The organism is Egbenema bharatensis FJBBOT/2019 (genome assembly GCF_048077055.1).
Taxonomy (GTDB): Bacteria; Cyanobacteriota; Cyanobacteriia; order Elainellales; family Elainellaceae; genus Egbenema; species Egbenema bharatensis.
In genome coordinates this window covers 3,940,423-3,955,680 of record NZ_CP182236.1, presented here as the reverse complement: position 1 = coordinate 3,955,680, position 15,258 = coordinate 3,940,423, and the positions used below count along the sequence as shown (strand labels likewise).

Annotated in this window: 11 protein-coding genes; 5 read left to right on the top strand and 6 right to left on the bottom strand. The window is 50.1% G+C overall.

Features of this window, described 5'->3' with window-relative positions; genetic code table 11:
- Positions 1 to 5: 5 nt before the first annotated feature.
- Positions 6 to 1,526 carry a hypothetical protein gene (locus tag ACM1PF_RS18370; RefSeq protein WP_416666032.1) on the bottom strand — a complete coding sequence of 507 codons (1,521 nt, stop codon included), beginning with the start codon at positions 1,524 to 1,526 and terminating at the stop codon, positions 6 to 8.
- Between the two features lie 274 nt (positions 1,527 to 1,800).
- On the opposite strand from ACM1PF_RS18370, the gene argH reads away from it, so the two are divergent.
- A complete protein-coding gene (gene argH, locus ACM1PF_RS18365) occupies positions 1,801 to 3,204 on the top strand; it encodes an argininosuccinate lyase (protein ID WP_416676717.1) in 1,404 nt (467 codons plus the stop codon).
- Between the two features lie 379 nt (positions 3,205 to 3,583).
- Here the strand turns inward: argH and ACM1PF_RS18360 are convergent, their stop codons facing one another.
- On the bottom strand, positions 3,584 to 3,832 hold the full coding sequence (locus tag ACM1PF_RS18360; protein ID WP_416666030.1) for a hypothetical protein: 249 nt from the start codon (positions 3,830 to 3,832) through the stop codon (positions 3,584 to 3,586).
- A gap of 565 nt (positions 3,833 to 4,397) precedes the next feature.
- Positions 4,398 to 4,532, bottom strand: a complete 135-nt coding sequence (locus ACM1PF_RS18355; RefSeq protein WP_416666028.1) for a hypothetical protein — start codon at positions 4,530 to 4,532, stop codon at positions 4,398 to 4,400.
- A gap of 92 nt (positions 4,533 to 4,624) precedes the next feature.
- Here ACM1PF_RS18355 and ACM1PF_RS18350 point away from each other — a divergent pair, with 92 nt between their 5' ends.
- Positions 4,625 to 7,756, top strand: a complete 3,132-nt coding sequence (locus tag ACM1PF_RS18350) for a leucine-rich repeat domain-containing protein (protein ID WP_416666026.1) — start codon at positions 4,625 to 4,627, stop codon at positions 7,754 to 7,756.
- A 54-nt stretch (positions 7,757 to 7,810) separates the two neighbouring features.
- Positions 7,811 to 8,425 carry a DUF4926 domain-containing protein gene (locus tag ACM1PF_RS18345; RefSeq protein WP_416666024.1) on the top strand — a complete coding sequence of 205 codons (615 nt, stop codon included), beginning with the start codon at positions 7,811 to 7,813 and terminating at the stop codon, positions 8,423 to 8,425.
- Positions 8,426 to 8,640: 215 nt separating this feature from the next.
- Here the strand turns inward: ACM1PF_RS18345 and ACM1PF_RS18340 are convergent, their stop codons facing one another.
- The 3 genes from ACM1PF_RS18340 to ACM1PF_RS18330 all read right to left on the bottom strand — a co-directional run bounded on the left by ACM1PF_RS18340 (position 8,641) and on the right by ACM1PF_RS18330 (position 11,953).
- A complete protein-coding gene (locus tag ACM1PF_RS18340) occupies positions 8,641 to 9,732 on the bottom strand; it encodes a hypothetical protein (protein ID WP_416666022.1) in 1,092 nt (363 codons plus the stop codon).
- Positions 9,733 to 9,978: 246 nt separating this feature from the next.
- Positions 9,979 to 11,634, bottom strand: a complete 1,656-nt coding sequence (locus tag ACM1PF_RS18335; protein ID WP_416666020.1) for an N-acetylmuramoyl-L-alanine amidase — start codon at positions 11,632 to 11,634, stop codon at positions 9,979 to 9,981.
- Between the two features lie 37 nt (positions 11,635 to 11,671).
- A complete protein-coding gene (locus ACM1PF_RS18330) occupies positions 11,672 to 11,953 on the bottom strand; it encodes a hypothetical protein (RefSeq protein WP_416666018.1) in 282 nt (93 codons plus the stop codon).
- Positions 11,954 to 12,541: 588 nt separating this feature from the next.
- On the opposite strand from ACM1PF_RS18330, the gene ACM1PF_RS18325 reads away from it, so the two are divergent.
- Entirely contained in the window at positions 12,542 to 14,014 is a 1,473-nt protein-coding gene (locus ACM1PF_RS18325) for a PAS domain-containing sensor histidine kinase (RefSeq protein ID WP_416666016.1), read from the top strand.
- 353 nt (positions 14,015 to 14,367) lie between these two features.
- Entirely contained in the window at positions 14,368 to 15,252 is an 885-nt protein-coding gene (locus tag ACM1PF_RS18320) for a UbiA family prenyltransferase (protein ID WP_416666014.1), read from the top strand.
- Positions 15,253 to 15,258: the final 6 nt, after the last annotated feature.

The following is a 15,258-nucleotide window of genomic DNA, read 5'->3' as shown; positions in this document are numbered from 1 at the left end:
GTTCCTTATCTGGATTCGTTGGGGATCAAGATCATTTGTCCGTGCAGTCGGACGATCGCAGGCTGAACTTCTGTACCTAGCTGCATATCAATTTCTGCTCCTTGCACCAGCAGTAATAACTCTGGAACCCTCTCCTCAATGAGCTGCCAAATTTTCTGTTCCAGATCTTTGACCCAAACGAGCTGCTGATCTGGGTTGAGAAAGGGAGTTTGAATCAGAGCCTCTGGACTTAATGTGAGTTCCGAGGCAATTCCGCTGCTGGCGATCGGTTGACCCGTCATCAGATTCCACGCTTGATCCATTTCAGGGGTTTGCAGAACGAGAGCCACAATCCATCGCAGGGTTCCGGCGCACACTTCTGCCTGGGGCTGCAAGACGATCGCATCGATCCCCGTCATGATTTGCATCACTTCATAGGCACTGTGCATCAAACACCACATGAGCCGTGCGGTAAATTGCTCGATGGGCCAGGGTTGGTGGGTAATCTGGCGGCTGGCGATCGTCCAACTGTGACGGAGGCGATCGGCAATCCAGCAGGCTTGCTCAACTAATAAAGCCAGTCCGGTTTCAGGATCGGTTGAACTGTCCCTGGCACTGCCCCTGGCACTGTCCCTGGCGAGGAGGAATCGGTTGAAGCGGCTTTGCTGATAGGGCTGGGTGATGCGTTGGGTGTAGGATTTGATCCACTGGGGCTGGGTGAACTGGAGGCATGGGGTGTCGGCGGAGGGAGATGGGGCATGGGACATGGGGATGAACTCGAAGGCGAAATCAAACTGAAGCAAGCCGTTTTGCCAGGGTTGTCCGGGGATCAGGAGGGGGAGGGAGATGCCCTGAAAGAAGGGCGTGACGGCAGGGGTAGTCTGCTGGATTTCCTGAGTGAGTTGGGCAACGAAGTCTGAAACCAGGGTGGGTTTAGGACAAAAATCGCCCTTGAAGCGAATCAGGCGATCGGAGGGTAAGGATTCTGAAACTTGTTGATAGGTGGCTAAATCAATGCAACAGGAAGACTGGGCGGTGTGGAGGGTTAAAACGGGAACCAACCTGAGAATTCCGGTTTGCCATGCCTGCTTCGGTAAGGCAACTTGCTCGATCTGGCCTTCCAGCAACCGCATGGTGTTGTGGCTACAGCGGGCGATCGTCCACAATAACCAGGGGGACAGGGTTTTGAGCCAGTAAATTTGTCCGTTGTTCCTTGCCTCCTGTCCAGAAGCCGGTGGGAGTATGAGCGGTTTCGATGCCATGACCGCATCCCAAACATCCTGAGCTTCATCCAAAACGTAGGGCAATAACACCTCTGGGGTGGGTGTGCGCTGATTGAACCACTCTTTTGCTGATGCCTGGAGTTGCTGGATCAGGTTCATTAAACGATCGACTGCCGTTACCACCTCATCAGACCAGGGGACAAGCGGGTGAGCCGATCGATCGCCCTGATCCTTCAGATCAAGTTGGGGCACCTGGAGGGCAATATCCCCTACACTACTCACGGTCAGGAACGTTGATCTACCTTCTGGGGCTTCGTGTCGCATTTGAATTTTGAATTTTGGATTTTGGATTTTGGATGTGAGACTCTGGCATGGGCAGGAAAGCGATCGGGGTTAACCTATCCCAACCCTTCCATCCTTTGCTCTTAGAGTGCCCAGCCCTTTTGGATACTGCGCTATGGAAGTTTCACAAAGTGTTACAGAGTCTCTGGACTTGCAATGGGCTTGTCATGGGCTTGTCATGGCCTTGCAATTTCTGCCCCAAAGCTTGAAACTTAAAACTCAAACCTTCCCTTTATCACTCAACACAAACTCAGGCATGGTTGATACATCTTCTCAGGCACAGCAAACCTGGAGTCAACGGTTTGAATCGGCGTTGCATCCGGCGATCGCCCGGTTTAATGCCAGCATTGGCTTTGATATTGAATTGATTGAGTATGACATTACGGGGTCGCAGGCTCATGCTCAAATGTTGGCGCAGACGGGCATTATTTCCCCGGAGGAGGGCACTCAGCTAGTTGAAGGACTGGAACAAATCCGGCAGGAGTATCGGCGGGGTGAGTTTAATCCGGGAGTTGATGCGGAAGATGTTCACTTTGCGGTGGAACGGCGGTTGACGGAACTGGTGGGCGATACGGGCAAAAAGCTCCATACGGCTCGATCGCGGAATGATCAGGTGGGAACGGATACCCGGCTGTATTTGCGGGATCAAATTACCCAACTCCGGCAGCAATTGCGATCGTTTCAGGCGGTGATGATTGCCCTGGCGGAACAGCATGTGGAAACCCTGATCCCTGGCTATACTCACCTGCAACGGGCCCAGCCCCTCAGTTTGGCCCATCATCTTCTGGCCTATGTGGAAATGACTCAGCGTGACTGGGAGCGGTTGGGGGATGTGTATAAACGGGTGAACATTTCGCCTCTGGGCTGTGGTGCGTTGGCGGGAACGACTTTTCCGATCGATCGCCACTATTCGGCTGAATTGCTCCAGTTCGAGCGGGTCTACTCCAATAGCCTGGATGGGGTGAGCGATCGAGATTTTGCGATCGAATTTCTCTGTGCGGCAAGCCTGATCATGGTGCATCTGTCGCGGTTGGCGGAGGAGGTGATCCTCTGGGCTTCGGAGGAGTTTCGGTTTGTGCTGCTCAAGGACAGTTGCTCGACTGGATCTAGCATCATGCCGCAGAAAAAAAATCCTGATGTGCCGGAGTTAGTCCGGGGTAAGACGGGGCGGGTGTTTGGTCATTTGCAGGCGTTGTTGGTGTTGATGAAGGGGCTACCGCTGGCGTACAACAAGGACTTGCAGGACGACAAAGAGGCTCTGTTTGATGGGGTGAAGACGGTGCGGGGCTGTCTGGAGGCGATGACGATTTTGATGCAGGAAGGGCTGGAATTCCGAACGGTGCGCCTGAATGAAGCGGTGAATGAAGACTTTGCCAATGCTACCGATGTGGCGGATTATTTGGCCGCTAAAGGAGTGCCGTTCCGCGAGGCATACAATCTGGTGGGTAAGGTGGTTAAAACTTCTTTAGCGGTGGGCAAGTTGCTGAAGGAGTTAACGATGGAGGAATGGAAGGCGTTGCATCCTGCGTTTGAGGCGGATATTTATGAGGCGATCGCGCCCCATCGGGTGGTTGCTGCTCGTAATAGCTATGGGGGAACGGGTTTTGAGCAGGTGAGGCGGGCTTTGGCTGAGGCGAAGGCTCGGTTGGATCAGGGGTAAGGGGGAGTCCTGGTGAAGGTGTACAACATACCCGGTAAGGGCGTACTGCTGTGCGCCCCTGCTTTTGAGAAAATCCCCTTCCAGGAAGAAACCCACCCCAGCCCCTCCCAGGAAGAAACCCACCCCAGCCCCTCCCAGGAGGGGATCGATGAGAGAGGATCTTTTTGTTGAGCAGGGATTCTCCAAAATTTCCCCTCTTGGGAGGGGTTAGGGGTGGGTTCCAGTTTTGGCTAAAGTCAGACTTTTGTAAGGACTGGGCGGGCAAGATGCCCACCCCACAAGAGGTTGGGTTAGAGGGACTGGGCGGGCAAGATGCCCACCCCACAAGAAGGTTAGAGGGACTGGGCGGGCAAGATGCCCACCCCACAAGAAGGTTAGGTTAGAGGGTCATCGATCGCTTGTAGATTCGCATGACTTCGCCGGGTTCTTTAGTGGTGGCTTCTTGAATCTGGGAGAAGGGTAGGGGGCGTGACCAATCTTCGACGCGGCAGAATCCACATTGATACAGACGGGCGATCGTGATTTCCACATCTTCGGGTTGACCGATCATCAGGATTTTTACCGATCGATGGGTCGTGGTGACGGGGCGGATGTCTCCGGTTGGAGGATGCACAAATTCGTTGGTCATAGGATTAATTTTCCTTAAATCTAGGGTTGAAGAAACCCTAGAGACTAGCTCCCAGCTTTTACAGACAGCACAAGCTAAGAGCGTCGGGTGGTATCATACACCCTAGCCGTGGACTAGTGTTCGTAGTCTGTGGTTAGGAGGTTGGGCGTTTTAGCTTGGTCGGCAGACGCTTGGCCTCCGCTAGAGAATTCGCCTCTAGGTCGTCCATCACCGCTCTGGCTTTGCAACCTGAAAGATGACTGTTGCTGAGACTAGCATTATTCGTTTTCTAAATCAAGTCAAATTTGATACGATCGCGCCGTTAAGTCAGAGCGTCTAACGATTCAGCATGAGGGCACGAAAGCCTGCTTGAATGAATGCGGTATCTAGAAACAAGCGATCGGTTGTGGGTATGTTCAGATTGTTGGGTCAAATCTCGATCGGCTTCGTTATGCCAATCACCCGCAGATGAATCGCGGGCTACCCAAGAAAGTCTGATCAATCAGACTGGCAAAGGGTTGAGTCCATTTGAATGGACTTCATTTTATAGTCCGCAATTGATTCGCGGACGGTCGATCGGGTCTACTCAGACTTTTTTCTCGGATAGGTCTGTTTTAGTTTGATGACGTTGTTTGACAAACAGGAAAAAGTCGAGGACTTCCGCAACTACGGCATCTGAAGCTTGTTCAATCTCTCGGATCAGTTGTTCTTTCGCGTTCATCGGTTGATTCCCTATCAGCGTTGGTTCCTCTAATTATCCTACCTTTCACTAAACCTCTGCCAAAATGGAGTCACCACAAGGCGAGGTGAGGCATGACAAGGGAGGAATTGCTGGCACTGATTGACCAGGCTGCCGATGAGGGATGGACAGAGCTGGATTTGTCGGGGCAGGGGGTGACGGAATTGCCTGCGGAAATTGGTAAACTCACCCAGCTTGAGACGTTGATTTTGGGCAAGGTGGAGAAGTGGGAATGGGAAGATGAGCAATTGGTTCCAGTGCTGGTAACGAATACACTCACAAATCTGCCTCAAGAATTGGCAACTCTGAAAAATTTGAAAACGCTTGACTTGAGTGGTAATTCTCTAAAAGCTATTCCAGTTGTTGTACTTGGGATGCAGCAGTTGAAGTCTTTGAGGTTGACCAGTATTAGTTTGTCCGAGATTCCCGATTCGATCGCCCAACTGACCAACTTGACGGAGCTTGTCCTCGGTAGCAACCAAATCAGCGAGATTCCCGATTCGATCGCCCAACTGACCAACTTGACGGTGCTTGTCCTCAGTCACAACCAAATCAGCGAGATACCCGATTCGATCGCCCAACTGACCAATCTGACTAAGCTTTACCTCAGTAGCAACCGAATCAGCGAGATACCCGATTCGATCGCTCAACTGACCAACTTGACGGAGCTTTACCTCTGGAGCAACCGAATCAGCGAGATACCCGATTCGATCGCCCAACTGACCAACTTGACGGAGCTTTACCTCTGGAGCAACCAAATCAGCGAGATACCCGATTCGATCGCCCAACTGACCCACTTGACCGAGCTTTACCTCAGTAGTAATCAAATCAGAGAGATTTCAGAGTCGATCGCCCAACTGACCCACTTGACGGAGCTTGTCCTCAGTAGCAACCAAATCAGCGAGATTCCAAATTCGATCGCTCAACTGACCCACTTGACCGAGCTTTACCTCAGTAGCAACCAAATCAGCGAGATACCCGATTCGATCGCCCAACTGACCAATCTGACTAAGCTTTACCTCAGTAGCAACCGAATCAGCGAGATACCCGATTCGATCGCCCAACTGACCAACTTGACGGAGCTTTACCTCTGGAGCAACCAAATCAGCGAGATACCCGATTCGATCGCCCAACTGACCCACTTGACCGAGCTTTACCTCAGTAGTAATCAAATCAGAGAGATACCCGATTCGATCGCCCAACTGACCCACTTGACCGAGCTTTACCTCAGTAGTAATCAAATCAGAGAGATACCCGATTCGATCGCCCAACTGACCCACTTGACCGAGCTTTACCTCAGTAGTAATCAAATCAGAGAGATTTCAGAGTCGATCGCCCAACTGACCAACTTGACGGAGCTTGTCCTCAGTAGCAACCAAATCAGCGAGATTCCAAATTCGATCGCCCAACTGAGCAATTTAGAAGTGCTTGATCTCGCTAACAATCGAATTTCGGGATGTCCTGAATGGTTGGAAAATCTTCCTGCACTTAAAAAATTGGATCTACGTGGAAATCCGTTACCTATATCCCCCGAAGTTCTAGAAGATTCTGATTCTGTAGAAGGAATTTTCAACTACTGCCGTCAACTCCGCAGTGGAGAAGTCCGTCCCCTCAACGAAGCCAAACTCCTCCTCGTCGGGCAGGGTAGCGTCGGCAAAAGCTCTCTAATCAAACGCCTGATACACGATCGCTTCAACCCCCAGGAAGCCCAGACCGACGGGCTTTGCATCTCCACCTGGACTGTTCACATCAACAGCAAAGACGTGCGCCTCAACGTTTGGGATTTTGGCGGACAAGAAATTTACCATGCCACCCATCAGTTTTTCCTGACCAAACGCAGCCTTTATCTGTTAGTCTGCAACTGCCGCACCAGCGAAGACGAAAACCGGATTGAATACTGGCTAAAACTGATCGAAAGTTTTGGCGACAAATCTCCCGTAATCATCATCGGCAATAAGAGCGACGAACAACCCCTGGACATTAACCGCAAAGCCCTCCGCAGCAAATATCCCAACATCAAAGCCATCATCGAAACCTCCTGCCAAACCAACGAAGGTATCGACACTTTACGGAACGCCATCATTCAAGAAGTCGGACACCTCAGCGATGTCTATAACCTGCTGCCCCTCTCCTGGTTTGAAGTCAAAGAACAGTTAGAGGCGATCGATCAAGACTTCATCACCTACAGCAAATATGCCTGCATTTGTGAAAGCAAAACCATTACCGAAGAACACAATCAAGAACAACTGATTGACCTGCTACACAACCTGGGTTTAGTCCTCAGCTTTCGCAACCATCCCATCCTGCAAAACACCAACGTCCTGAACCCCGACTGGGTGACACAAGGAATCTATACCCTCCTCAGCGACGATCGCCTCAAAACCGAAACCAAAGGCATTCTCAGCCCAAACGACCTCAGCCGGATTCTTGATCCCCAACGCTATCCCGCCAATCGGCATCATTACCTCACTGAGTTAATGAAAGAATTTCAGCTTTGCTTCCCGCTCGACACCCCCACCCCACAATTTCTGATTCCCGGACTTTTACCCAAAGAAGAACCAGAAGCCACGGATTTAGCAGGAGATACCCTGGAATTCCAGTATCATTATCGGATTCTGCCCGAAAGCATCATCTCCCGCTTCATTGTCCTCATCCACGATAAAATTCACAATCACACCTACTGGCGCAGCGGAGTCATGCTGGCATACGCCGAACAGAACGAAACCTACAATATTGCCCGCATCAAAGCCGATCCAGAAGACAGAAAGATTTTCATCGCCATCAACGGACGGGAAAGCACCCGGCGATCGTTCCTGCTCATCATCCGAGATGTGTTCAACAAAATCCACAACAGCTTCGGCAACCTGGAAGTCAGCGAATGGGTTCCGGTTCCTGGCTATCCCGATCATCCCCCCCTGGACTACCAGGAATTGCTGGGACTGGAAGCAATGGGAGAACGGGAATACCCGATCGGCAAACTGCGAATTAAAGTCAACCTCCGCCAACTCCTAGACGGCTATGAGCCAGTAGAACTACGCCACCGACGGCAGATGGGCGATCGAGCCTTTGAGCTAGAGTATGGAGAAGATAGCCCTTACAACGTTCACCTAACCTTTAACGATCACCGCTCCAGAACCCATCAACACGGCAAAGGCGACAATGTTGCAGGCGATCGGGTACAAGGAAATAAAATCATCGGTCAATGAAGTTGTTGAAACCTTTCCTCGGCTAACAAGCTGCTACATTTTGAGGTAACGTTCATGGTCAGCACTTTAAACCATCTGCAACTGTTGGATGTCGTTGCGCTCAAAGAGCCTTTACCTCAGCATCATCTCTGTGCTGGGCAAGTGGGAACGATCGTAGAGATTCTTGCTCCAGATGTCTACGAAATTGATTTCAGTGATGATGACGGTCAAACCTACGCCATGCTGCCCCTCCACAGTAGTCAATTGCTGAAGTTGTACTTCGCTTCCGAAGAAATTTTAGAAAATAGATTTGAAGCTGCTCAGGAAAAGGATCAACCCATGTCCAACACCATTCATCAACATGGCTTTGGCGATAACATCGCAGGCGACAAAGTTATGGGCGACAAGATCGGCACCCAAATTAACAACAGCCAGAACTTAGCCCAAGCCGCAAAAGACATCAAAAACCTGCTGGATCAACTCGATCGAGACTACGATCGCACCACGCCCACCGGGCAAGCCATGATTAGTGCCAAGACGATCGAGGCGATCGAAAACAACCCCACCCTCAAAGCGCGGGTCATCAATGCTTTGAAAGAAGGGGGAACGACCGCATTGGAAACCGCGATCGATCATCCTGCTATTAAGCCAGTAGTCGCAATGCTTAAAGGCTTCATGGATGCAAAGTGATTGAACTTGAAGGGATTGGGCATAAAGTGATTGCCCTTAAAGAGCTTTTGCCTGACCTCTCGCTGAATTCTCCTTCCAGGTCAAATGGCACTGACATCAGCAATTTTGAATCGCTGAGAACCTTGATTGCTCTTAGGGTAGGCAGCACCCACCAGCCTTCATTCAGTGCCATTCAACTATCAGTTAATGCCCATATCAATTAATGCCTATATCCGTTAATGCACAATCTGAATAGGAATCTCGATTGGTTCTTGTTCAGATCGTAAAATCTTCACTTTTTCAGGTCGAAAGCATCTCAAGATTGCGCCAGATGTCACATACTTTACAGGACAGAGTGAAATGACGGATGGGAAAAATCCATCCAGGGATGTCTGCTGCAGCTCTAGAACCAGCGTGTTAGACGGTTCTGCATTTTCCTCTGGTACAACACACATGAGACTAAGGGTATGTCCCGGATGGGGCACCTGAACCATTCCTTCCACCCGCAGAGTCGGATCATCACCCGGCATCAGATCAAGGAATGCGGTGAATTCTTCGATATCATCTTCAGATTTGGGTCGGCAGACTGAGACTGGCGGCTGATCTGGGTTGGGTGGGTCTGAGATGACGCGATGGACTTTCAGGTGAATCGATCGATCGCCAGCCAGCATAATCTTGACTTGATTGAATTGTTCCAGATCGTCACCGATCTGCTCATATTCAACCGATCGAGTGGTCACCACCGCAGGAAAGAAACCATCAAGCCGCTTTACATTTAGGTGCAACACCAGCGTGTCGCACTGTTTGGCATTTTCCGCCTGGACAAGCCTGACCTGATAACCGGGATCCGGCAGGGTAACATTCCCCTGTACATGTAATGTGGTTTGCCCGGAAGGCATGGTGTTAAGCCAGGCTCTAAAATCTTCTATGTCAATGATGGGATTGGGTTCTTCCGGTACTTCATCGAAGGAATTTAGAGCAAATATCTTCTCCTTAAGTGTCTCGCCATTGCGTACAACAGTCACCTGAATATCGGTTGTATGGGATGGAGGAGAGAGTTTGACACAGTGATGAACGGGTCGGATAAAGGGAAGACAAATATCGCTATCCGTTTCCTCAATTAATAGCTTTACGCCCAGGACTCGTGGCCCCGGTAGAGGACTGACTGCATCTCCCGCTGGATCTGGGTTAAAGGGTGGGAGCGGAGGTAAAATTTCAGTTTCTCCTGCCACGTAGCAACTATTTGGGGTAGGCGTTGTGGCTTGCAAAATCAGGTTCCCTAAACTATCCTTTTTAAGGCGGATTTTGGGTTCAAATAAAGTCTGCATCAAGTTCTCCAATGCTGTAGATCAACAATTTTTCGCAGGATAAAAACCCTCTACGGGACGGTAGAGAAATTGTTCCTTTTAATCGAAGGATTTTGTCCTTCTGCTCTATCTACATCAAAACAATGTTTAGGGATATTGACATGACCCACGCGGGTACTGTTTCAGCCCAGATCCCCTTTTAAGGTTGTCGGTTGCGTAACCTGCGTCGGTTTTGAATTATGTCAATACAAAATACAGGTATCAATCCTAAAGATTTTGCCTGACATCCCGCCGAATTTCCCCCAGCCGGGCGTACAGCGTTCCTGGACAAATCGTTGCCACTCGATCGCGGTGTCCCAAAATTCGAGGCAGGGAGCGGGTGCCAAAATCCGCTGTCACGGTACTCACCGGATTCACCGGATCGCTAATTCCTAACTGTCGGCAGAGCATCGTGCAAATTGCCACCACGGCCTCATACTGCTGGGGCCCCACCCGCAACGAACCTTGAAAATCTCCATCTACCGCCACCCCAATCCCATCATTGATCACATCATGGGCCCCCCGCTTACGGCTCGATCGCCCCTCATAGACCCGACCACTGGGCATAACAATGTAGTGATAGCCAATATCTGAATAGCCGCTACTGTTGAGGTGAATGTCCCGCACCTGGCGCATTCTCTGAATCTCCTGGGATTGCGTTGCGGTGCTGGGTAGATTGACAATGACGGTATGATGCAGAGTGATGCGACCGGGATTCAGTAAATTGGGGAGACTTTCTGGCGTGGGATTGGCCGTCCAGATGTTTCTGGGGAATAGATTGATCGCCATCGGGGACGGTTGCACATTCAGGACAATCTGCGCCCTTTCCTGATCCGAGGCAATCACCTCCACCACCCGCTGACCCGGCTGATTAAACAGTAGCGTTGCCTGCCACCGCTGATTTTGCACGATCGGCCGAGCCACAACAAACTGGCCATCAACCCGGATCACCAACTGCTCACCATTGGCAAACCCTCTGGCTTCCCCCGTCAACACAAACCCCATCTGGGCCATAATCGGCTGGGTGGGAGGAACGATGAGCAGACGGGGTGCCGCAGCGATGACGGTGATGGTGACGGTGTTGCTGATAATGGGGGTGGAGAGGGTATCGACTGAAGCGGTTAATCGACGGGTTCCAGTTTGCAAAAATTGAGAAGTGGTCTGCCAGGAACCATCATCGGCAACCAGCCCTGCTGCCGTTCTGAACTGATTGTCGATCGCCAGGGTGACGGGTTGCCCAATCAGCCCGCTGGATCGTCCAGAAATGGTAAAAGCCTGCCGGGCCGCAACGCGATCGGGAAAACTGGTGATTTCGATGGTGGGAGGGGCCCCATCCAACACCAAAATGTTCGCCGGTGGACTGCTGAAAGTATTGCCCTGAGCATTGGTGGCAGAAACCGTGAGCCGACGATTCCCTGGCGTATTGAAGCGAAACTGAATCCCCCAATTGCCGCCGGTTGGGATCGTACCCAGAGCAAACTGGAACCGATCGTCCACCGTCAACGTTAAAGGTCTACCATCTAAGCCCTGTGCGATGCCCCGCACCGTCAGTTCCTCATTCAGCCGCACCTGGGCGGGCAGGGTCGTGATCTGTAGGAGCGGTGGAGTAGTGTTGCTGACAGCGATCGTCACCGCCTGGCTCCGCACCGTGTTCCCAGCATTATCCTGGGCTGAAACCACAACACTGCGATTACCCGCCGTGGTAAATCGGAACCGAAAGCTCCACAACCCATTACTGGGAACAACTCCTGCCCCCGTCTGGAATTGGTTATCTACCGTCAGCGTCAGGGGTCTGCCTGCCAGTTCTTGAGAAACACCGCTGATGCTGAGAAATTCTTCTCGGCTAACCTGGGCGGGGAAGGAGGTGATTTGTAACGTAGCCAATGGATTTACTCCCCATCGGTCTAATCGGCAATTTTCTTTAACGATACGCGATCGGAGGTTGACTATGCAAACTTTCTAACCACGATCGCATCACAGCTTCAGAAACTTGACGGAGGGTTTGTCCCGATTTTGGATCGTAGGCACTCCAGGCAGGCTGACCAATTTCATCCTGAGTTTGCCACACGTGGGGTTCTGCGGAAGGTTCTAAACGCGCTTTAATCGATTGCCAGAGATCATTGAGTTTGACTTGAATCGGGCGAGATTGTACGGGAATCAGCTCTAGTTTTTGATATTCTTGCCAGGTGATGGACGGTTTCATAAAATCCTCCGTTCTTGCTACTATTTCAGCCTACAAATCTGTAGCGAAAGTTACAAAAACTAGCTTGTATCGTTTCTATAACTAGCTTTTATGGCTGGAGTGGCAGGGAGACTCCCATTTATGCAGGTTATGCAAATTATGCAAATCGATCGTCCGCAGCGCAGGCATCTTGCCTTTTCGTAAGAATGCGAATTTAATCATCTGGAATTTTTGTGGGGTGAGCATCTTGCCCGCCCAGTCAGCGAAGTAAAACCTGGAATTCTTGTGGGGTGGGCAGCGTTTCGACTGAGCTCAAGCCGAAGTCTTGCCCGCCCAGTCAGCGAAGTAAAATCTGGAATTCTTGTGGGGTGGGCAGCGTTTCGACTGAGCGCTCAAGCGTTCGACTGAGCTTACGTCGAGATCCGAAGTCTTGCCTGCCAATAAACTCTCCATCCCGTCAACGCCACAGTGGGATTACACCCAATGGAAGTCTTGCTTTCATCGACTTGTATAAATTTAAACCCTTATGTCGAAGCGTAACACTTTGGCACCGGTAATTTACGGCAGGGAATTCTAAGCCAATACCTTCCTCATCCCCGCTTCAACTCTATGGTTAGATACTCCTCGGCACTCGTTCCAGACGGTTGTGAATTGTTTTATGAAGAGGTAATTGCCCTCCGCAAACGAGTGGCAGAATTAGAACATACAGAGCACTCATTACAACGATCGCTGAAAGATCTGGCAGATGTTAAATTTGCGCTGGATCGATCGTCCATTGTGGCAATCACCGATCGTTCGGGTGTGATCACCTATGTCAACGACAAGTTTTGTGAAGTTTCAAAGTATGAACCCTGGGAAGTTGTTGGAAAAACTCACCGAATGGTTAATTCGGGGTATCATCCCAGGGAATTTTTTGTGGAGATGTGGAACACCATTCAACAGGGGCAAGTCTGGCAGGGTGAGATTAAAAACCGTGCTAAGGATGGCTCCTACTATTGGGTGGACACAACCATCGTTCCGTTTCTAGATCATCGCGGTAAGCCCTATCAATACGTGGCGATTCGCAATGACATTACAGCCTGTAAGCAAACAAAAGAAGCCTTACAGCAATTAAATGATCAACTGGAAGCGAGGGTCGCACAACGTACGGCTGAACTGCAAGCTTCTCAGCAAAGTTTGCGGCAGCAGGCCTATGATTTATCTCAAACCTTGCAGGAACTTCAACAGACTCAGATGCAATTAGTCCAGAGTGAGAAAATGTCTAGCCTGGGACAACTTGTTGCCGGGGTCGCGCATGAAATCAACAATCCAGTGAATTTTATCTATGGCAACCTTATCCATGCAGATGAATACACTCAGGATTTGCTGCGCCTGGTGCAACTCTATCAGCAACATTATCCTCAACCTCATCCAGTGATTCAAGAGGAATTAGAATCAATCGATCTGACATTTCTGACTCAGGATTTGCCTCAACTTCTAAGCTCTATGAAAGTGGGAGCCGATCGCATTCAAAAAATTGTTTTATCTCTGCGGAATTTCTCTCGAATGGATGAAGCGGAGATGAAAGCAGTTAATTTGCACGAAGGCATTGATAGCACGTTAATGATCCTGCAAAATCGGCTTAAACCGAAAGGCAATCGTCGCAGTATCAACATCATTAAAAACTATGGAGATTTACCTGACGTAGAATGCTATCCAGGTCAACTCAATCAAGTGTTTATGAATATTCTCAGTAATGCGATCGATGCCCTGGAAGAAAAGATGCAATTCCACGAATCCTCTGCTTCAGACAAAGCTTCAGAGGAGTTTGCAACAGATTTACCGACCATTACAATTCAAACCCGGCGATTGAATCCAGGTCAGGTACAAATTGCGATCGCTGACAACGGATCAGGTATTCCTGAAGCCATCCGCCACCGCCTGTTTGATCCTTTCTTTACGACCAAAGCCATTGGCAAAGGAACCGGCATGGGGCTATCCATTAGCTATCAGATTGTGACCGAGAAGCATCAGGGAACGTTAGAATGCCAATCTACCCTGAACCAGGGAACCAAATTTATCATTACCATTCCAGGGCAATAATTCACACGGGCTGATTTGTTTCAGACCTTTATATCCGTTACTACAATCCAAGATCATCGCTTGGAGGGATGCCGCATTGCCCTCTCCAGATTTACCTTAAAGGTGGGAACCTGGTTTCACAAAAGACTTCACAAAAGATCGTTGTGATCCTTCAGGTGGTTCATCCGAATTACTGAATTTAGATGCAATTGCCAAAATTGCTCAATTCTTGTGGTGCCGCATTTTGCTATTAATAGACGGATCATCGCATTCGATTCTTAACTACCATTATTTTCTGGACACAATGGGTAAGTCCAACAATCCTCTCTTCGTTCTGAGTTCCGGTTACGCTGTTAAAAATCTGGAGACGAATTATGACACATCCAATTTCCTCTCCCAAACCAATCCACTGGGTTCATGTCGTTCATGCCTATGGTCAACTGTTTCGACTCTCCTTCGCAGGCATCGCCGCCGCCGCAGGTTGTGCCGCTGTTTATGCTCTGAATCCTGCTTTGCCGCTATCGAACTATCTGCTAACGGGTTTTATCCTGACCAGCATGACCGCTGCGGCCTGTGCCATTAACGATTACTGGGATATTCATAAAGATCGAATTAATCATCCCGAAAGACCGCTGCCCTCCGATCGCCTTTCCCTTCCCCAAGCCTGGTGGGCGGCCGCCCTCTTGTTTGCCAGCGCACTCATTGCTGCCATTCCTCTGGGAGGATATGCTTTCCTCCTGGTGGCGATCAGTACAGTTTTACTCTGGTACTACTCATTGTTGCTGAACTATAGCGGTATCCTCGGTAATTTTTTAGTTGCAACCATTGTCGCTTTTTTACTCTTGCTCAGTAGTTTGGCGGCCGATCGCCCCTTTGCATTGCTGTATCCGATCGGCTTCTTGTTTTGCTATGCGTTAGCCCGTGAGGTTTTGTGGGATGTGCATGATGCCGAAGGCGATCGGGTGCAGGGAGTGGTTACTCTAGCCAATGTCTGGGGGAGTCAGGCGGCATTTTCAATGATCTGGGGGCTAATCGGAGTAATGTTAGTTTCTATTCCGATCGCAACCACTTTATTACCCATGGGCCATCCCCTCTGGTTTGCGGGTTGTGCTGCAATTATGTTGCTTACTTTAATCACAGCTCTGATTCCCTATCAACGCCAGATCAATGAAGCAAACTATCAGCAACTCGTGTTTTGGGAACGTCTGGGGATGCTCTTTGGTGTCGTTGGTTTACTGGGAACTGCTCCATCTTTATAGGAAGCA